This window comes from Sorangium sp. So ce406 (assembly GCF_051474675.1).
Lineage (GTDB): Bacteria > Myxococcota_A > Polyangia > Polyangiales > Polyangiaceae > Sorangium > Sorangium cellulosum_G.
Genome location: NZ_CP150340.1, coordinates 9,251,548 through 9,269,206, shown reverse-complemented (window position 1 = coordinate 9,269,206; position 17,659 = coordinate 9,251,548). Strand labels below are relative to the sequence as shown.

General features: G+C 72.1%; 14 protein-coding genes. 7 read left to right on the top strand and 7 right to left on the bottom strand.

Annotated elements, in window-relative coordinates; all coding sequences use genetic code 11:
* Nucleotides 1–476: 476 nt before the first annotated feature.
* Nucleotides 477–878, bottom strand: a complete 402-nt coding sequence (locus tag WME96_RS34665) for a hypothetical protein (RefSeq protein ID WP_437285864.1) — start codon at nucleotides 876–878, stop codon at nucleotides 477–479.
* Between the two features lie 378 nt (nucleotides 879–1,256).
* Between WME96_RS34665 and WME96_RS34660 the strand changes: the two genes are divergently transcribed.
* The gene (locus tag WME96_RS34660) at nucleotides 1,257–3,518 is read left to right on the top strand and encodes an ATP-binding protein (protein ID WP_437285863.1); all 2,262 of its coding nucleotides are present in this window, start codon (nucleotides 1,257–1,259) and stop codon (nucleotides 3,516–3,518) included.
* Nucleotides 3,519–3,566: 48 nt separating this feature from the next.
* Here the strand turns inward: WME96_RS34660 and WME96_RS34655 are convergent, their stop codons facing one another.
* From WME96_RS34655 to WME96_RS34640, 4 genes are all read right to left on the bottom strand, one after another.
* Nucleotides 3,567–4,085, bottom strand: coding sequence for a nuclear transport factor 2 family protein (locus WME96_RS34655; RefSeq protein ID WP_061620829.1), 519 nt, complete (start codon nucleotides 4,083–4,085; stop codon nucleotides 3,567–3,569).
* Nucleotides 4,086–4,166: 81 nt separating this feature from the next.
* Nucleotides 4,167–4,577 carry a response regulator gene (locus WME96_RS34650; protein WP_437285862.1) on the bottom strand — a complete coding sequence of 137 codons (411 nt, stop codon included), beginning with the start codon at nucleotides 4,575–4,577 and terminating at the stop codon, nucleotides 4,167–4,169.
* A 129-nt stretch (nucleotides 4,578–4,706) separates the two neighbouring features.
* Nucleotides 4,707–7,058 (bottom strand): phosphoribosylformylglycinamidine synthase subunit PurL, encoded by a 2,352-nt coding sequence (gene purL, locus WME96_RS34645; RefSeq protein WP_437285861.1) that lies wholly within the window; start codon nucleotides 7,056–7,058, stop codon nucleotides 4,707–4,709.
* 52 nt (nucleotides 7,059–7,110) lie between these two features.
* Nucleotides 7,111–8,385, bottom strand: a complete 1,275-nt coding sequence (locus WME96_RS34640) for a PP2C family protein-serine/threonine phosphatase (protein WP_437285860.1) — start codon at nucleotides 8,383–8,385, stop codon at nucleotides 7,111–7,113.
* Nucleotides 8,386–8,786: 401 nt separating this feature from the next.
* Between WME96_RS34640 and WME96_RS34635 the strand changes: the two genes are divergently transcribed.
* From WME96_RS34635 to WME96_RS34610, 6 genes are all read left to right on the top strand, one after another.
* Nucleotides 8,787–9,800 carry a LolA family protein gene (locus WME96_RS34635; protein ID WP_437285859.1) on the top strand — a complete coding sequence of 338 codons (1,014 nt, stop codon included), beginning with the start codon at nucleotides 8,787–8,789 and terminating at the stop codon, nucleotides 9,798–9,800.
* Complete coding sequence (locus tag WME96_RS34630; protein WP_437285858.1) at nucleotides 9,800–11,698, top strand: class I SAM-dependent methyltransferase; 1,899 nt, start codon at nucleotides 9,800–9,802, stop codon at nucleotides 11,696–11,698. The genes WME96_RS34635 and WME96_RS34630 overlap by 1 nt, the downstream gene beginning before the upstream one ends.
* Nucleotides 11,695–12,618, top strand: a complete 924-nt coding sequence (gene prs, locus WME96_RS34625) for a ribose-phosphate diphosphokinase (RefSeq protein WP_437285857.1) — start codon at nucleotides 11,695–11,697, stop codon at nucleotides 12,616–12,618. Before WME96_RS34630 ends, prs begins: the two co-directional genes overlap by 4 nt.
* Nucleotides 12,619–12,784: 166 nt before the next feature.
* A complete protein-coding gene (locus tag WME96_RS34620; protein WP_272095485.1) occupies nucleotides 12,785–13,003 on the top strand; it encodes a hypothetical protein in 219 nt (72 codons plus the stop codon).
* 459 nt (nucleotides 13,004–13,462) lie between these two features.
* On the top strand, nucleotides 13,463–13,933 hold the full coding sequence (locus tag WME96_RS34615) for a ferritin-like domain-containing protein (protein ID WP_437285856.1): 471 nt from the start codon (nucleotides 13,463–13,465) through the stop codon (nucleotides 13,931–13,933).
* 204 nt (nucleotides 13,934–14,137) lie between these two features.
* On the top strand, nucleotides 14,138–14,935 hold the full coding sequence (locus WME96_RS34610) for a leucine-rich repeat domain-containing protein (protein ID WP_437285855.1): 798 nt from the start codon (nucleotides 14,138–14,140) through the stop codon (nucleotides 14,933–14,935).
* Nucleotides 14,936–14,963: 28 nt separating this feature from the next.
* Here the strand turns inward: WME96_RS34610 and WME96_RS34605 are convergent, their stop codons facing one another.
* Both WME96_RS34605 and WME96_RS34600 read right to left on the bottom strand, forming a co-directional pair.
* Nucleotides 14,964–16,673: a M23 family metallopeptidase gene (locus tag WME96_RS34605; RefSeq protein WP_437285854.1), complete on the bottom strand. Its 1,710-nt coding sequence runs from the start codon at nucleotides 16,671–16,673 to the stop codon at nucleotides 14,964–14,966.
* On the bottom strand, nucleotides 16,670–17,278 hold the full coding sequence (locus WME96_RS34600) for a hypothetical protein (protein WP_437285853.1): 609 nt from the start codon (nucleotides 17,276–17,278) through the stop codon (nucleotides 16,670–16,672). The genes WME96_RS34605 and WME96_RS34600 overlap by 4 nt, the downstream gene beginning before the upstream one ends.
* Between the last annotated feature and the right edge of the window lie 381 nt (nucleotides 17,279–17,659).

The following is a 17,659-nucleotide window of genomic DNA, read 5'->3' as shown; positions in this document are numbered from 1 at the left end:
CACTCCCACCGCGCGACAATGGGCATCCTGGCCCTCGGTGCGTGGACATGTTCATGTCCAGGTGAGGTTTGCGTTCTGGATCTGCACCCATCCCTGGATCGAAGCAGTCCCTGCGGAAATGTATTACGGAGCCCGCACTCCGAGCGTACGCAGACCGGACGCTGGCGGCCAAATTCGCTGCATTTCTGGCCCCCGGGGGCCGGTCCCGCGGCGCATTGCCGGTTGGCCCGCCCGTTGCTCAATGTATCCGTCAGATGTCGCTCCCGTTCGCCGTTCTGTTTCAGGGGGACTCGACGGGAGCGGCCCCCCTGGCACATCGTTCGCAATGCATGCCGCCGTCCCTGGGGGGCGTCGAGCGAGGTGATCGACGGCAGCGACTGCCGGGCGATCGTTACCCCGCCGCCGCCCGGAAGCCACGGTGCTTGCTATCGGGCTCCTTGATTGACTTGACGCCGGACGCCGGCGAGGACTTCGGTTCACCTGATGACAGCCGCCTTGAGGCGATGAAGGAGGATGATTGAGGTGCGCGTGACGCGCGCCGAGCGAGTTGGCTTATCGTGATCAGCTTGTCGATCTTGGTCCGAGCTTCTCTTATCTCTTCTTCGGCTCTCGAACGACTCTGCTTCATGTATCGCTTCAGCTTGTCCCGTCGCTTCTCTTGAGCTTGTTCTTGCGATTCCGGTCTGCGCTTGACGCTTCGCTTCGCCTTGCTCTTTCACTTTGACTGGCTTCTTGAATTGTCTTACCCTTCCGCTTCGTCTTTTCTTCCTCTTCGTTCTTGATTTTAGTTTTTTTTCTCTTCGCTTGATTCCTGCTTCTGATTCTTTCTTTCTCTCTCTCTTCTTCTTCTGATTCCCGCTTCTTTCTTCCTTGATCACGCTTCGTATCGCTTTCCTCTCTTCTCTGTCTTGTCTCTCGTGACCGCGGGCCTTGACGGGCACCGCCGGAGGATCCCCCATCCGCCGGCGCTCCTGTGTGGCCCCGGTGGGTCCGGCAGCGGATCCCAGGCCGGCGGGCTCTCCCGACCGGCCTTTCTTTTTTGGACGCGCGGGCGGCGCGCGGGAGAGCGCGGCCGCGCTCCCTGCCGCTGAGCGGGCCCGGCCGGAGGAGCGCTGGGCGCGGGGTGAGCGGGCCCGGGCCGAACCGCTCGACCTCGCCGGCGAGTTCCACTAACGACGAGCGGGTCGAGCGAACCGCCGCGTCCTCGTCGCCGCCTGGGTCGTCGTCGCGGGGCGCGGTCCAGCGGAGAAGCGGAGATGATGCAGGAGCATCGCGGTGGGCGCGGGCAGCGCGTCGACCTCACGAATTGCGCGGCCGAGCCCATCCACATCCCCGGCAGGATCCAGCCGCACGGCGCGCTGCTCGCCCTCTCTCCCGGCGATCTCGCCGTCCGGCATGTCAGCCTGAACGTCGGCGCCCTGCTGGGGAGCGGGCCGGAGGCGCTCCTCGGGCGCGCGCTCCCCGAGCTCCTCGCGCAGGCGGGGGGCGGAGACCTCGAGTCCGTCCTCCGGTCGCCGGACCCCTCCGCGATGAACCCCCTCAAGGTGAGGCCCAGGGACGGCGGCGCGGGCGCGTGGCTCGACGCGATCGTGCACCGGGCGGGGGAGCGGCTGATCGTGGAGCTCGAGCCCGCCGCCTCGCCCGGCGACGTGTCGCTCTCGAGCGTGTACCGCGTGAGCCACGCGGCGATCGAGCGGATCCAGTCGGCGGACGGGCTCTTCGAGGCCTGCGACGTGACGGCCGAGGAGATCAAGCGCCTGACCGGGTACGACCGGGTGATGATCTACAGGTTCGATCGCGACTGGAACGGGGAGGTCATCGCCGAGGCCAGGGAGGCGGACATCGAGCCTTATCTCGGGCTGCGCTATCCGGCCTCCGATATCCCGCCGCAGGCGCGGGAGCTCTATCTCCGGAACTGGCTCCGCATCATCCCGGACGTCGGCTACCAGCCCTCGGACATCGTCCCCCAGCCGGACGCGCCCATCGACATGAGCTTCTCCGTGCTGCGGAGCGTCTCGCCGATGCACATCCAGTACCTCAAGAACATGGGTGTCGGCGCCTCGATGAGCGTCTCGCTCATCCGCGAAGGCGTCCTCTGGGGGCTCATCGCCTGTCACCATCGCTCTGCGAGGCCGCTGTCGTTCGAGATCCGGCAGGGCTGCGAGCTCTGCGGGAGGTTCCTGTCGATCCAGCTCGCGGCCAAGGAGAAGCTCGAGGACAGGGGGCGAAAGCAGGAGCTCAAGGCCCTGAGCGACGAGGTGGTGGCCACTGTCTCGCGGCAGGAGGACCTCATGGTCGGGCTCGCGGAGAGCGCCGGAGCGCTCATGAAGCTCGCGGAGGCGTCGGGCGTCGCCCTCTTCCACGGAGACGCGGTGACGGCGCTCGGGCTCTCGCCCGCGCCCGAGGAGCTCAGGCGCCTGCACGCGTGGATCCGTCGCCACGTTGCGGATCAGCCGGTGTTCCACACCGAGAGCCTGGCGCGGATCGAGCCCGCCCTCGCCGGCATCAAGGACGCGGCGAGCGGCGTGCTGTGCATCTCCATCCCCGAGCCGGACCCCTGGTACGTGGTCTGGCTCCGGCCCGAGGTGATCCAGACCGTGAGCTGGGGCGGCAACCCCGAGAAGCCGGTGGAGAGCTCGGCCGAGGGCACGGTGCTCGGCCCCCGGCGCTCCTTCGCCCTGTGGAAGCAGATCGTCGAGCTGACCGCCGTCGCCTGGAGGCCCGCCGAGATCGAGGCGGTCGAGCTGCTCCGGCGCGCGCTCATCGAGCTCGATCTCACGCGGCAGGTCGTCCGGGAGCGGAGCGCGCGCGCCGCCGCCGAGCGGAGCAACGCCGAGCTGGACCAGTTCGGGTACATCGTCGCGCACGACCTCAAGGAGCCGCTGCGCGGGATCAAGTCGTTCTCGACCTTCGTGATGGAGGACGACGGGGCGGCGCTCTCGTCCGAGTCGCAGGGCCACCTGCGGCGCATCGGCGACCTCGCCGGAAGCACGATGGAGTTGATCAACTCTCTTTATGAATACTCCCGCGTCAGCCGGGTGGACTTCGCCTTCGGGGAGGTCGATCTCGGCGAGGTGCTCGCGGACGTCGAGCGGCGGCTCGCGGGCACGCTCCGGCAGCGCGGCGCCGTGATCCGCGCGCCGCGGAGGCTCCCCAGGGTGTTCTGCGATCGCATCCGGATCGGGGAGGTGCTGGCGAACCTCATCTCGAACGGCATCAAATACAACGTGAGCCCCGATCCCTGCGTGGAGGTGGGGTTCGACGAGACATCCATCCCCACGATCTTCCACGTCAGGGACAACGGGGTGGGCATCCCCGCGGACGAGCGGCACCGGCTCTTCACGATGTTCGAGCGGCTCTCGACCGCGGCGCAGTACGGCGAGGGGACGGGCTCGGGGCTCGCCATCACGCAGCGGATCGTCGAGCGCCACAAGGGGAGGATCTGGGCGGAGTCGCCGCCGGGCGGGGGCACGACGTTCTACTTCACGCTCGCCGAGGCGCCCCTCACGGAGCCGTGAGCCCGGGCGAGGCCGCGGGCGTCGACCTCGGGGCGCGCGCGGCGCGCGTCAGAGGCCGTCGCCCTCGGGCGCGCGCCGCGGGTGGACGGTGGCGGAGACGATCTTCCAGTCGCCCTCGACCTTCTCCATCCGGAGCGCCACGGGCAGCTCGTCGCGGCGGACCGGCTGTCCGTGCCGCGCGCCCGTGACCGTCGCGGTGGCGGTCACCTCGGCGGTCATGCCGGCGGGGTCGACCTGGATGTCCGTGTCGCCGAAGCTCACGTCCGCGGTCTGGTAGACGATGGCGGCCTGGGTCGCGGCCGCCGTGAGGTCGTCCCGGCCGCTGAGCCGGTCGTCGATCTCGACGATGCGGGCGCTCGCCTCCTTCGTGAAGATCTCGGAGAACTCCTTGCGAACGCGGCCGTGGCGCACCAGCGGGTTCCGCTCGCCGTCGTCGATGCGCACCGCGTCCTCGAGCTGGGCGAGGCGCTCGCGGATCCGGTCCTCCTCGGAGGGCGAGAACAGCAGCGCCACCACGGCGAGGACGACACCGACGGCGATGAGCCCGAGCGGGAGCCAGCGCTTCATGCAGGGAGTATAGGCGACGGCGCCGCGGGGCGCGCGCGAGGTCGGCCGGGGCGCGCGGGGACGGCGCGCGGTGGAGGCCCGTCAGGCGCGCAGGCTGATGGCGGCGAGGGCGCACACCTTGAGCGCGCTCAGGATCGCCTCGCGGAGCCTCGAGGAGCCGAGCACCTCTTTCCAGAGATAGCCCGCGATGCCGAGCGACTGCGCCCGCGTCAGCATCATCGGGGCCGGCTGGCCCGTGATGAAGATCACCGGGGCGTCGGTGATGCGCTTCAGCTTCTCGAGCACCTCGAGGCCGTCCATATCGGGGAGGCGGTAATCGAGGATGATGCAATCGGGCGGGCTCTTCGCGCACTCCTCGAGGGCGGCCTTCCCCGTGGTCGCCTCGATCAGCTTGACCTCGACGTCGGCCCAGTCCTTCAGATAGCGCCGGTAAATGGTGCGATCGATCTCGCTATCCTCGACGAGGAGGACGACTGCCTTGCGGAGCGCCATGGAGACCAGATTCCCTTCTCCAGGTGCCCCGCGCAATCAATATGGACGGCGTCGATAGCGCGTGGGGCGCCGCCCGGACGGTCGCACGGGCAGCGCCTGACGCGGCAGGCCGCTGGCTCGGACGAGCGGCTAGCTCCCGACGATCGGATCGAGGCACCTGTCGCGCGCGTCGCGGAGCGCGCCGAGCGCGACGTCGATGACCTCGCCGCCGGCCGCCTCGATGGTGAGGCGGTCGCCGCCGGTCGCGCCGAGCTCGACGCACGGCACGCCCGCGGCCTTCGCCCTGCGCGCGACCTCGGGCGCGTCCTCGGGCCGGACGCTCACCACGATGCGGCTCGGCGCCTCGCCGAACAGCGCCTCGGCGAGCTCCTCGCCCTCCGGCAGCTTCACCCGGGCGCCCACCATCGCGGCCGGGTCGTCGACGGCGGCGCAGCACTCGCCGAGCGCGATCGCGAGCCCGCCGTCCGAGACGTCGTGCGCGCTCTGGAGCAGCCGCGGCCGCGCGCGCGCGAGCTCGAGGCAGAGCCCCTGGAGCCGCGCCTCGCGGTCGAGATCGAGGGCGGGGCTCGGGCCCTTCACCTCGCCGGTGTGGCGCGCGACGTACTCCGAGCCGCCGAGCGGGCCGCCGCGCGGGTCGCCGAGGAGCAGCACCGCGAGGCCGGCGGACGGGAACGAGGCCCGCAGCACGTCGCCCGCGTCCGCGACGAGCCCGACCACCGCGACCGTCGGGGTCGGCAGGATCGCGCGGCCGTCGGTCTCGTTGTAGAGCGACACGTTGCCGCTGACGACGGGCACCGAGAGGGCGCGGCACGCCGCGGCCATGCCGTCGATCGCGAGCGCGAACTGCCGCATGATCTCCGGCCGCTCGGGGTTGCCGAAGTTGAGGCAGTCGGTGAGGCCGATCGGCTCGGCGCCCGCGCACACGACGTTGCGGCACGCCTCGGCCACCGCCATCGCCGCGCCCTGGAACGGGTCGAGCTCGCAGAGGCGGCCGTTGCAGTCGCTCGAGAACGCGAGCAGCTTCTCGAACCGCTGGCCGTCCTTCTCGCACGGGACGCGCACCACCGCGGCGTCGCTGCCCGCCCGGACCTCGGTGCCGCCCCGCACGATCTGGTCGTACTGCCGCCACACCCACGCGCGCGAGCCGAGGTTGGGCGAGCCCGCCATCGCGAGGAAGAGCTCGGACCAGGAGGGCGGCGCCGGGATGGCGCGCGGATCGAACGCGCGGCGCGCCGGCAGCGTGGCGTCGTCGCGCTGCGGGCGGTCGTACTTCGGCGCCGCGTCGGTGAGGAAGTCGACCGGGAGATCGCAGACGACCACCGGGTTGCGGGCGACCCCGGCCGCCGCGCCGCCGAGCGGGTCGTAGCCGGGCGTGGCGCGCACGACCCAGCGGCCCGTGTCGGTCACCTTGCCGATGATCGCCGCGTCGAGCTCCCACTTCGTGCAGATCTCGATGACGCGCGCCTCGCAGCCGGGCTTCGCGACGAGGAGCATGCGCTCCTGCGACTCGCTGAGGAGCATCTCGTAGGGCGTGAGCCGGGCGGCGCGCCGCGGGACGAGGTCGAGGTCCAGGTCGAGGCCGCTGCCGCTCCGGCCCGCCATCTCGACCGACGACGAGGTGAGCCCGGCGGCGCCCATGTCCTGGACGCCGACGAGCAGGTCCTCCGCGAAGATCTCGAGGCACGCCTCGAGCAGGAGCTTCTCCATGAAGGGGTCGCCGACCTGCACGGTCGGCCGCTGGCTCGGGCCGCCCTCGGAGAACTCGTCGGAGGCCATGGTCGCGCCGTGGATGCCGTCGCGCCCCGTCTTGGCGCCGACGTAGAGCACGTTGTTGCCGACGCCGCTCGCGCGCCCGTAGAAGATGCGGTCGGCGCGGACGACGCCGCAGGTGAAGGCGTTGACGAGGATGTTGCCGTCGTAGGCGCGGTCGAAGACGAGCTCGCCGCCCACGGTCGGCACGCCGATGCAGTTGCCGTAGCCGCCGACGCCCGCGACGACGCCGCGGAGGAGCTGCGCCGTGCGCGGGTGGTCGGGCCGGCCGAAGCGGAGCGAGTCGAGGTTGGCGATGGGGCGCGCGCCCATGGTGAAGACGTCGCGCAGGATGCCGCCGACGCCGGTGGCGGCGCCCTGGTAGGGCTCGATGTACGACGGGTGGTTGTGCGACTCCATCTTGAAGACGGCCGCGAACCCGTCGCCGATGTCGACCACGCCGGCGTTCTCGCCGGGGCCCTGGATGACGCGCGGGCCGGTCGTGGGCAGCCGGGAGAGGTGCACGCGCGAGCTCTTGTACGAGCAGTGCTCGCTCCACATCACGCTGAGCACCCCGAGCTCGGTGAACGTCGGCTGCCGCCCGAGCCGCTCGCGCGCGCGCTCCCACTCGCTCGCCGAGAGCTTGTGCGCCTGCGCGAGCGCCTGGTCGACCGGCGGATCGCCGGGGAAGGAGGAGGGGGACGGGGAGTTCACAGGGTCGACAGCGCTCATCGCGGCCCTAGCTAGCGCAAGGACGGGGGGAGGGGAAGCGGGTGAGCGCGCTCTACGCGTCTCGCTTCACGAGCAGGGCGGTGAGATCGTCTATCTGCTTGGCCGAGCCGGCGAAGCGGCGGACCTCGGCGAGGAGGGCGCCGAGGATGTCGGAGGTGGGCCGCGCGTGCAGGCGGTGGATGAGATCGCCCACGCGCTCCTTGCCGAACACCTGGCCGGCGGCGTCCTGGTACTCGTAGAAGCCGTCGGTGAGCAACACGAGGAGGTCGCCCGGCGCCATCACGAGGGGCGGCGTCGGGGGCAGGTCGAGGTCCTTGAACATGCCGAGCGGGACGGTCGACGGATCGCGCCACACGACCTGGCCCTCGGCCGCCCGGTAGTGCAGCAGCGGCCCCTGCCCGGCCGCGTGGTAGCGGAGCTGGTGCGTGGTCGGGTCGAGGATGCCGAGGAACGCGGTGATGAAGCGGTCGTTCGGCAGGTCCTCGATGAGCTGCTGGTTGATGTGGTGCATCAGCGCGTCCATGTCGGCCGAGAGGCGGAGGCCGATGCGGAGCATGGCGCGGAACTGGGTGACGCTGAGCGCGGGGCCGATGCCGTGGCCGGCCGCGTCGGCGAGCAGGAGGAGGATCGGCGACGCGTCGGAGCGCTCGTCGAGCCGGATGACGTCGTAGATGTCGCCGCCGGTGTCGTCGGCCGGCTTGCTGAACGCCGACAGCGAGTATCCGGGGCAGCGCGGGAGCCGCCGCAGCAGGATGTTCTGCTGGATGTCGCGCGCGATGGTGAGGTCGTGCTCGAGCTTGATCTTGATCATGCGCTCCTCGAGCAGGAGCGTGCGCTGGACGGCGACGGCCGCCTGCGCCGCGAGCAGCTCGGCGACGTCGCGCTCGTCGGGGCCGAAGTGGCCCACCGCCGAATTCAGCATCTGGAGGACGCCGACGAGCTTGTCGTCGAGCCCGATGAGCGGCACCGTGATCAGGGATTTCGTGTGATATCCCGTCCGGCGGTCGATCTCGGGGTTGAACCGCGGGTCGGCATAGCAATCGTCGACGACGATGGTCTGGCGGCGGCGCGCGCACTCGCCGGCGATGCCCTTGTCGATGCTGACGCGGATCTGCGCCTCGCCCGTGGCGACACGCGAGTAAAGCTCCTTGGCCTCCGCGTCGTAGAGGAAGACGCTGCCGCGGTCCGCGCCGATCACCTCCCGCCCCGTCTTGATGATGAGCTCGAGGAGCTCCGTGAGATCGCACGGCGCCGCGAGCTTGCGCGACACGTCGAGGATCAGGATGAGCGACGACGCATCGATCAGGGAGGGAGTGCCCACGCGCATGCGGCCGGAGAGTTTGGGCTACGTGGAAATAGGGGTCAAGACATGGTCTCGCCCGGGATGTCCGCGGCGAACCCGTCACCCGGCGCGTCGCGCCGCGCTCGCACGGGATCGGCGCGCTGCGCTTCGTCTCCGGGGGGGACGTTTCTCGAGCGCCGGCGGTCGAGGGCGCCCTGGCGACGAGGCGAGAGCGCGCCGGCGACGAGGCGAGAGCGCGCCGGCGACGAGGCGAGAGCGCGCCGGCGACGAGGCGAGAGCGCGCGAGCGCGTGATCGACGGCGGCGTCGCGGCGTTCGCCGTGTCAGCGGCGCTCGCCGCGCTCGCGGCGGTGGAGTCGGCGCTACCACCTCGGCCCTACCTGTCCTAGAACACGCGACGCACACTCCCTTGAAAGCGAGCTCTTCATGATCCGCCTCCGTCTCGCCGCCCTCGTCCTGCCCGCTGCCCTGGTCGCGGCCGCGTGCGACGCGCCGCCAGCGCCCGTGGGCGCGGCGCCCGACGCGTCGCCCACCCCCGCCGCGCCGGCCTCGGACCCGCCGCTCTCCTCCGCCGCGCAGCCCGCCGCGCCGCCGGCGAGCGCCGCCGCGGCGCCGGATGACGCGGGCGCGCTGGCCGTGGCGACGGACGCGGCGGCGCCGGATGACGCGGGCGCGCCGGCGGGAGACGCGGGCCAGCGGCCGCCGAGGGACGCCGGCGGCGCGGCGGAGCCGACGGACGCAGGCGCCGTGGCGGCGGCGGACGCGGGCGGCGGGCCCGCCGAGACGCCGGCGGCGTCCTCCGCGCCCGGCGCGGGCGCGCCGCCCGCGGTGCCGCCCGCCGAGGCGGGATCCGCGGAGGCGGTGGCGGCGGAGGTCGACACGATCTTCGTGGGCAAGAAGACGTACCTCGCGCGCTTCAAGCAGGAGCACACCCAGAAGATCTCCGGCGCCGTCAAGAAGCAGAGCGGCGTCGTGTCGGTCGAGAAGCCGAACAAGATCTCGTTTCGCTACGATCCGCCGAACCAGAACCGCATCGTGTCCGACGGCGTGTCGCTCAAGGTCTACGTCGCCGAGGACCGGCAGATGTTCGTCACGCCGGTGCAGAACTCGGAGTATCCGGGCGCGCTCTCGTTCCTCATGGGCCACGGGCTCCGCCCGTCGTTCACGTTCACCTTCAACGAGAAGGCGAACTTCGAGGGCGGCCCCGTGCTCGTGGGGAAGCCGCGGGCGCCGACTCCCCACTACGAGTTCGTGATGTTCTATATCGACAGGGCGCTCCTCGCGAAGAAGGACCCGGGCGTCATCCGGCGCGTCCTCATCGTCGACGCGCAGGGCAACCGGAACCGGTTCGACTTCGAGAACGCGTCGCAGCCCGCGTCGATCGATCCCGCGGAGTTCCGGTTCACCGCGCCGCCCGGCACCGACGTCAAGCAGAACTGATGATCCCGCGACTGGCCCTCTCGGAGCTCTTCCCCGACTTCCATCCGGAGTGGATCCTCGCCGAGGACGAGGACCTCATCGTGGTCGACAAGCCCGCTGGCATGTCGACGCACGCGCCGGAGGCGGACCGGATCGACGACGTGGTGACGCGCCTCCGCGCCTTCCTGCGCGGCCGGGGCGCGGCCGACGACTACCTCGGGATTCACCAGCGGCTCGATCGCGACACCTCGGGGGTGCTCCTGTTCACGCGCCGGCGGGAGGCGAACGCCGCCGTCGCGCGGCAGTTCGAGGGGCGCACGGTACAGAAGACGTACGTCGCCGCCGTCTCGGGCTTCGGCGACCGCGCGCCGCGCGGCACCCTGCGGCACCGGCTCGTCCCGGCGCCGGGCGGCGCGATGCGCGCGATCGCCGAGGCGGGCGGGGGGCGAGAGGATCGGGGCGGGGGCGGCGCGCTGGCGATCACCCGCTACCGGCTCCTCGAGCGCCGCGGCGACCGCGCCCTGCTCGAGCTCCGGCCCGAGACCGGCCGCACCCACCAGCTCCGGGTGCAGCTCGCCGCGATCGGCCTGCCGATCGTCGGCGATCCGCTCTACGGCGGCGCCCCGGCCCCGCGCCTTCTCCTGCACGCGGCCGAGCTCCGCCTCGACCACCCGTCCACGGGCGCCGCCGCGACCTACCGCTCGCCGCCGCCGGCGGCCTTCGAGGCGTGGCTCGCGGCCGCGCCGGCCCACCCGTACGCGGGGGGCGTCGAGGCCGTCGAGCGCGCCATGCGCGAGGCCGCCGAGCGACGCTACGGCGTCGCGCGCGCAGGCGACACCACGGCGCTCCGGCTCGTCCACGGCGCGGGCGACGGCCTGCCCTCCGTCTCGGTCGACCTCTACGGCGAGCACCTCGTTGTGTCGCTGTTCGGCGGCGACGAGGGCGAGCCGGGCGCGCCGCCGCGGGACGTCGTGCTCGACGCGGCCCACCGGCTCGGGGCGAAGGGCGTCTACGTCAAGGTGCGCCCGAAGCACGCGAGCGTCATCGTCGACGCGCGCCGCGAGGAGTTCGCGCCGCGGCACGCCGTCCGGGGCGAGAGCGCCCCCGAGGAGCTCACCGTGCTCGAGCACGGCCTGCCGTTCAAGGTGCGGCTCGGCGACGGGCTCTCGACCGGCATCTTCCTCGACCAGCGCGAGAACCGGCGGCGGGTGCGCGAGCTCGCCCGGGGCGCGCGGGTGCTGAACCTGTTCGCCTACACGGGCGCGTTCACCGTGGCGGCCGTGGCGGGCGGCGCGCGCGAGAGCGTCACGGTCGACGTGTCCCGGGGCGCGATCGCGTGGGCGCGCGACAACCTCGACGCGCTCGGCGCGGATCCGGCGGCGCACGTGGTGGTCGAGGCCGACGTGTTCCCGTGGCTGAAGGCCGCGGCCCAGGCCGGCCAGCGCTTCGATCTCATCGTGCTCGATCCGCCGAGCTTCGCGACCACGAAGAAGAGCCGCTTCAGCGCCGCGAGCGATTTCGGCGCGCTCGCCGCGCTCGCCTTCCGCCTGCTCGCCCCGGGCGGGAGGCTGCTCGCCTGCACCAACCACCGGGGCATCGCGCGCGCCAGGTTCCGGCGCCATTTGCACGAGGCCGCGCGTGAAGCAGGATGCGACGTCGTGCAGATGAAAGACCTCCCCGATCCCGTCGATTTTCCGAGCGAGCCAGGCACGGAGTCCCATCTGAAGAGCGTCCTCGCCAGCGTGGGCGCGCCGGGCGCGCCGGCCGCGAAGGGCGCGCCGGCCATGAAGGGCGCGCCGGCCATGAAGGGTGCGCAGGCCGCGAGGGCCGCGAAGGGCGCGCCGTTCGCGAGGGCCGCGAAGCCCGGAGGCGGTCGCAAGGGGCCCCCGGCGCGGCCGTCCCGCCGAGGTGCGCGATGAGCCAGCGCCGTCTGCTGATCACGATCCGCTCGTACGCGTACATGGAGCCTGCTTTCCTCGCCGCCGGCGACTTCGAGCCAGGCCTCGTCGAGCGCAAGAGCTTCCCGGACGGCGAGCGCTACCTGCGCGTCGCGGTCGACTGCTGGGGGCGCGATGTCGTCCTGCTCGGCGGCGCTCCCCAGGACCTCGACTGGCTCGAGATCTACGACCTCGGCTGCGCCATCTCGCGCGCCGGCGCCCGGTCGCTCTCGATCGTGATGCCGTATTTCGGCTACGCCACCATGGAACGGGCGGTGAAGCCGGGCGAGGTGGTGACCGCGAAGACGCGGGCGCGGCTCATCTCGGCGATCCCCACGTGCGACGCGGGCACGCGCATCTTCCTCTTCGATCTGCACACCGACGGTATCGAGTTCTATTTCAGCGACTCGCACGTGACGCGCCACCTCTACGGCGCGCCGCTCATCACGCAGGCGGTCCGCGAGCTGATGGGCGACCGGCCGTACGTGCTCGCCGCCACGGACGCCGGCCGGGCCAAGTGGGTGCAGAGCCTCGCCCGCACCCTCGGCGTCGACCCGGCGTTCGTCTACAAGGAGCGGCGCGGGGACGGCGTCAGCGTGACCGGCATCAACGCCGATGTCTCCGGCCGCGAGGTCGTCATTTACGACGACATGGTCCGCACCGGCTCGTCGCTCGTCCAGGCGGGGCGCGCCTACCTCGCCGCCGGGGCCTCGAAGGTCCACGCCGTCACCAGCCACCTCGTCCTGCCGGGCGACTCGCTCGAGAAGATCAGGAAGGCGGGCGTGTTCACGACGCTGCTCGGCACCGACTCGCACCCCGGCAGCCAGCAGCTCGCCGACACGCCCGGCGCCCTGCGCTCGGTGGCGCCTCTCGTCGTGCGCGCGCTCGAGCGCGAGACATAGGCACGTCCGGCGGCGGAGTCGATCGGCCAGAGACGCGCCAGAGACGCCAGGTGAAGACGAGAGTTGAATTGCCAGGAGGACAGGAGAATTCCCTTGCCGGCGATGATCGACGCGTGGATGCTCTCCCGCGAGCGCGGTTTGCGCAGAAAGGACGAGCGTCGAAGCCATGGATGAGCTGGTACGACAGGTCGCAGAGAAGGTCGGCATCTCGGAGGACAAGGCCCGTGTGGCCGTGGAGACGGTGGTCAATTTCCTGAAGGAGAAGCTCCCCGCGCCCCTCGCCGCCCACGTCGACACCGCGCTCGGGGCGGCGGCCCCCGCCATCGCCAACCTGGACGTCGGCAGCCTCGCCGGCTCGCTCGGCGGCCTCTTCGGCAAGAAGTAGCGGGCTCGCTGCGCAGCGCGGCCCGCGCGCCCTCTCTTCCACCGATCTCCTCTCCTGACCTCGACGACGGGACCTCCGCTCTCCGGAGCGCAGGCCCGCTCATGTCCCGGACGAGCCGGACATCGCCGCCTCGCCCGGCGCGAGCGGCCCTCCTGCGCCCGCGGCGTCTCACGGCCCCCTCCCGATCAGGCCGCCGCCGCACGGCCGCAGCCCGGATCTGGGTCGGGCCTTCGCATCGCACCTCGCGCGCGGGCTCCGGAGGGCGGCGCGGGCGGCGCGGGGAAGATGACGAGCGCGGAAAGCCGCGAGGTTCCTGGACGACGCGCGCGCCGCGATGCATCGCCGCTGCACAGGCGGGCTCCGGCACCGGGCTTGCGAGCGTCGAAGACCTGGAGAAGCATCCGCCCACCTCTCTCTTCGCGGGCGGTCGAGCTTCCGCGGTGAGAGGAGCGATATTCCATGGCGTCCGTGATCGGCGGCGAGGCCGCCTTCATCGGGTCTTTGGCTGAACTGATCGAGCTCAATTGGTCCGCGGTGGACGCGCTCGCAGCGGCGCTCGCGCGGATGAGCCGCCCAGGCGACAAGAGCCGGCTCGCGAGCTTCCTGAAAGACCACGAACGCCACCTCGAAGAGCTCGCCGCCATCGCCCACGAGCTCGGCGAACCCCCCCTGGACACCGCCGTCCGACCCAAGCTGAAGAGCAGAGCGCTGACCCACGGGATCGTCGGAGACCGCGCGATCCTGGAGGCGATGAGGCATTACGAGGAAGATAGCTGCGCTGTCTACGAGCGGATGCTCGCGTCCCGAGAGGGCCTCTCCGACCGCGCGCGCGACGTCCTGCGCCAGTCGCTCGCGGTGGAGCGGCGTCACCGGGAGTGGTTCTCGGAGCAGCTCGACTCCCGGCAGGGGCTGCTGCTCTTGCCCCTCTAGCGCGCCTCGCCTCCGTGTCGACGAAGACTCCGTCCAGATCGGAGATTAACGCTCGGAATCGAACCATGCTCCCTCGATCTCCGCCGGGAGCGCGGCTGCGGCGTCGGCCGCCTCGGTGAAGACCTGTCTGACGCGCGCGAGCCGATCCAGGAGCGTCCTTTGCGACGGGGGTTTTCTTTCGCGGTCTCGTGTATCATCGACGCAATGAATCGTCCTCTGGTGGTTGCGTCCCTTGGCCTTGCCTTCTCTCTCATGGTCCTCGCGGGGTGCGACGAGCCTGCGAAGCCCGCCGCTCCGGCGGCCTCGGCGGCGCCCGCCGCGCAGGCGCCTGCGTCCGCGCCCCCCGCGGCGAGCCCTGCGGCCGTGGCCAGCGCGCCGCCGAAGCGGCAAGAGGTCGTGTGCACCAGCAAGAGCGACCCGGTGACGTTCTCTCACCCTGCGCTCGAGGCCCGGGTGCGGCAGCAGCTCCAGAAGCCCGAGGGGCCGATCAAGCGCGCCGAGCTCAAGAACATCAAGACGATGAACCTGTCCGACGCCCAGGGGCTCGACGAGCTCGATCCGTGCATCTTCTCCGAGCTCACGGGCGTCAAAGGCCTCTACCTGCCGCCCGGCAAGATCGACGATCTCCGCCCGATCAAGGGCCTGCTCCGGCTCGAGTCGCTGCGCGTGTCGGCCACCCTGGTCAAGGACCTCTCGCCGCTCGCCGGCCTCGTCAAGCTCGACCGGCTCGACATCGGCCGCACGCCCGTCAGCGACCTCTCGCCGCTCGCCGGGCTCACCAACCTGACCGAGCTCCAGCTCGACGAGACCGAGGTGACGGATCTGAGCCCGCTCGCCGGCCTGAAGAAGCTCGAGATGCTCCAGATGAAGCGGACGCGGGTGAGCGACGTGTCGCCGCTCCAGGGGCTCAAGAGCCTGAAGAACGTCTACCTCGAGGGCTCGCGGGTCGAGGACGCGAGCCCGCTGCGGACCATCCCCGGAATCAAGATCCACGAGGGCTGACGAGGTCCGGCGACGCGCGCCGCCGGGATCAAGATCCACGAGGGCTGACGAGGTCGGGCGACGCGTCGCCGACGTGCCGCCTCCGCTCGGCCGAGCGCCGCCGCGCCGCGACGAGCGCCGCCGCCGCCGCGAGCAGCCCGAGCTGCTGCCAGCCCGCCGCTGCCCCGCCCGCGCTGCCCGCGCCGGCGGCCCCGCACTCGCAGCGGACCTGCCCGTGGATGCCGCCGTTCATGTGGGGCTCGTCCTCCGCCGCGCCCCCGGCGCCGCCGGCGCCGCCGATCCCGCCGGAGCCGCCGGCCCCGCCGGCGCCCGCGCCGCCGCCCTCGCCGCGCGGCGGGGGCGTGTCGATGACGTAGAGCGCCGGCCCGGAGCCCTGCGCCAGGAACGGGCGCGGCGGCAGCGCCGGCCCGAGCGGCAGCGCGGCGAGCCGCGCGACCGGCCACACGACGGCCTCGTCCGGATCGAGCCTCCACGCGGCGGCGGCCTCGGCGTCCGGCACGGCCCGCCGCGCGGCGCCGTCGACAAGCCACACGGAGGTCGCGCCGTCGTCGCCGCGGACGAGCAGCGGCGACCCCGGGAACGCGCCTCCCTCGGGCAGCGCCTCGAGCATCGCGTCGGGCGCGGTGGCGACGTCCCAGAACCGCGAGAACCCCCACGAGTCGAGCGCCTCGACGTCGCCGATCGGCCGCCGCACGCCGTCCGGCAGCTCGAGCGGGCACGAGAGCGCCTTCGGGCTCCCCTCGAGCTCGATCTCCTCGCCGGTCAGCGCGTCGACGCCGTAGGCGCGGACCGCGTGCTCGCCCCCGAGCAGGCTGAGCGGCATTCGCGCCGCGAAGCCGTGCGCGCACGAGCCGAGCGACGCGCAGAGATCGTCCCGGTGCCGGTCCGCGGGGAGCGTGTAGCCCACCGCGCCGGCGTCCATCGCCGCGCCGTCGAAGTAGAGCCGCGCGCTGTCGGGCGCGCCCTCGGCGTCGGGGTCGCGGACCCAGCCGCTGATGCCGGCGCAGCCCGCGGACTCCAGCGCTCCCCCGGGCGGCTCGTTGAGGAGCGCCCGGTACGAGGCCACGAGCGACGTGTAGGGCGGCACGTAGACCAAGCCGACGCCGCTCACGGACTGCCGCACGTTGAAGTGCAGGTGAATCGTCGTCGGCGTGTCGCCGAAGACGTTGGACACCCGCCCGATGCGCTCTCCCCGCGACACGGCCTGTCCCGGCGAGACCTGGACATTGGACATGTGAAGATAGTCGTAGCGGGTCCCGTCGTCGCCGGTGAGGTACACCGAGTAGCTGCCGATGCTCGTGATGGTGCCGTCCGCGACCGCGACCACCCAGTACTTCCCCGCCTCGCACGTCGGCGGCCGGACGTCCTGCCCCTGGTGGCCCGCCCCGGAGGGGCAGAGCGGCATGTCCCACGACCGCGACTCACAGAAGTTGTCACGCCACGGATAGGCGTAGTTGTCCGCGTCGCACTGGCCGCCGGGCGGGCCCGCGCTCCCGCCTTTGCTGTACACCTGGGAGTTGGCGAACGCGGGGCCCTCCTCGAGGGGAAAGCGCATCGAGGGCGCGTACACGACGTCGTCGGCGCGCCCCTCGCCCGAACCCGGGACGAGCTCCCCGGCAGGGTGGTACGAGAACGGATCGGCCGCAGCCGCGCGCGGCAGCAGCGCGAGCGCGGCGGTCGTGACGAGCGCGGCCACGGCGGCGGGGTGGGGGCGGCGAGGGCGGCGCGGCGCGCTCATGGTGCGTTCCCCGTCACCTTCACGCCGGCGCCGCCCACGTACACGAGCTCCGCGGCGAGCTCGCGGACGAGCGCGTCCGAGGCACAGGCCGGCGCCTCCGGCGAGGCGCACTCGACGTCGAGGGCGTACGAGACGCCGTTCTCGTTCCAGGAGACGCTCCAGATGCCCTCGTTCGCCGTGACGAACGCCGGCTCGCCGCGCACCGAGTGAGCGCCACGGAGCGGTGGAATGCTTGGATATTTGTGGGAGAGCCGGGTCATCGTGAGTGACACCGTGAGCGACTCCGTCCTTGCCCAGAACGACGTCCAGTGATCCTTGGCCACGATGACCGGCGCCGCGAGCAGCTCGCGGCGGGACGGCACGAGCACGGGCACCTGCGAGGTCCGCGCGGCGTGGGCCGCCGTCCTGGGCAGCGCCGCGAGCGCGCCCCGGTCGACCGAGGCGGCCGGCGGCCAGGTGACGGTCGCGATCACCGGGGTCACCACCGCGGCAGCGGACAGGGTGGCGGCCTGATCGCGCGGTGCCTCGGAGGGGGGGGCGGTCTGCTCGCACGCGGCGATCGCAGCGGCGAGGAGGATGGATACAGCAAGCGGCGCGCCGCGCATGGGCTCTCCCGGAAAGGGACCCTCTATTCTAGTCGAAAAAATGCACTCCTCGCCAAGAGATGACGTGGCGCGCGCACGATGTCGTCGAGATGTGACCGGGACGACTTGACGCTTCGCGTGATGGTGGGTTGAGCAAGGCCGTGCCGCGACGTCGGGCCTGCGGCTGCCGCAGCCCCGGGCGCGAGCGCGGGCGGGGCTCTCGATACGGGCGCGCAGCAGAGGTCTTCACGGACCACGGCGCCGGCGACGAGGAGATCCAGGCTCCTTCTGGATGGTGAGGAACACACGGCGCGCGTTCGCCTGGACCGTGAGGCGTATCCATCGATGACGAGAGGCCGCGGTCGGGCTCGGCCAGCAGCGACCGCGCTGGACCTGCGCGCC

Excerpts from the sequence above, each read along its gene's own strand:
- WME96_RS34650 (WP_437285862.1), bottom strand. The coding sequence starts at position 4,577 with ATGGCGCTCCGCAAGGCAGTCGTCCTCCTCGTCGAGGATAGCGAGATC.
- WME96_RS34655 (WP_061620829.1), bottom strand. The coding sequence starts at position 4,085 with ATGAAGCGCTGGCTCCCGCTCGGGCTCATCGCCGTCGGTGTCGTCCTC.
- WME96_RS34620 (WP_272095485.1), top strand. The coding sequence starts at position 12,785 with ATGGATGAGCTGGTACGACAGGTCGCAGAGAAGGTCGGCATCTCGGAG.
- WME96_RS34610 (WP_437285855.1), top strand. The coding sequence starts at position 14,138 with ATGAATCGTCCTCTGGTGGTTGCGTCCCTTGGCCTTGCCTTCTCTCTC.
- prs (WP_437285857.1), top strand. The coding sequence starts at position 11,695 with ATGAGCCAGCGCCGTCTGCTGATCACGATCCGCTCGTACGCGTACATG.
- WME96_RS34635 (WP_437285859.1), top strand. The coding sequence starts at position 8,787 with ATGATCCGCCTCCGTCTCGCCGCCCTCGTCCTGCCCGCTGCCCTGGTC.
- WME96_RS34630 (WP_437285858.1), top strand. The coding sequence starts at position 9,800 with ATGATCCCGCGACTGGCCCTCTCGGAGCTCTTCCCCGACTTCCATCCG.
- WME96_RS34615 (WP_437285856.1), top strand. The coding sequence starts at position 13,463 with ATGGCGTCCGTGATCGGCGGCGAGGCCGCCTTCATCGGGTCTTTGGCT.
- purL (WP_437285861.1), bottom strand. The coding sequence starts at position 7,058 with ATGAGCGCTGTCGACCCTGTGAACTCCCCGTCCCCCTCCTCCTTCCCC.
- WME96_RS34640 (WP_437285860.1), bottom strand. The coding sequence starts at position 8,385 with ATGCGCGTGGGCACTCCCTCCCTGATCGATGCGTCGTCGCTCATCCTG.
- WME96_RS34605 (WP_437285854.1), bottom strand. The coding sequence starts at position 16,673 with ATGAGCGCGCCGCGCCGCCCTCGCCGCCCCCACCCCGCCGCCGTGGCC.
- WME96_RS34660 (WP_437285863.1), top strand. The coding sequence starts at position 1,257 with ATGATGCAGGAGCATCGCGGTGGGCGCGGGCAGCGCGTCGACCTCACG.
- WME96_RS34600 (WP_437285853.1), bottom strand. The coding sequence starts at position 17,278 with ATGCGCGGCGCGCCGCTTGCTGTATCCATCCTCCTCGCCGCTGCGATC.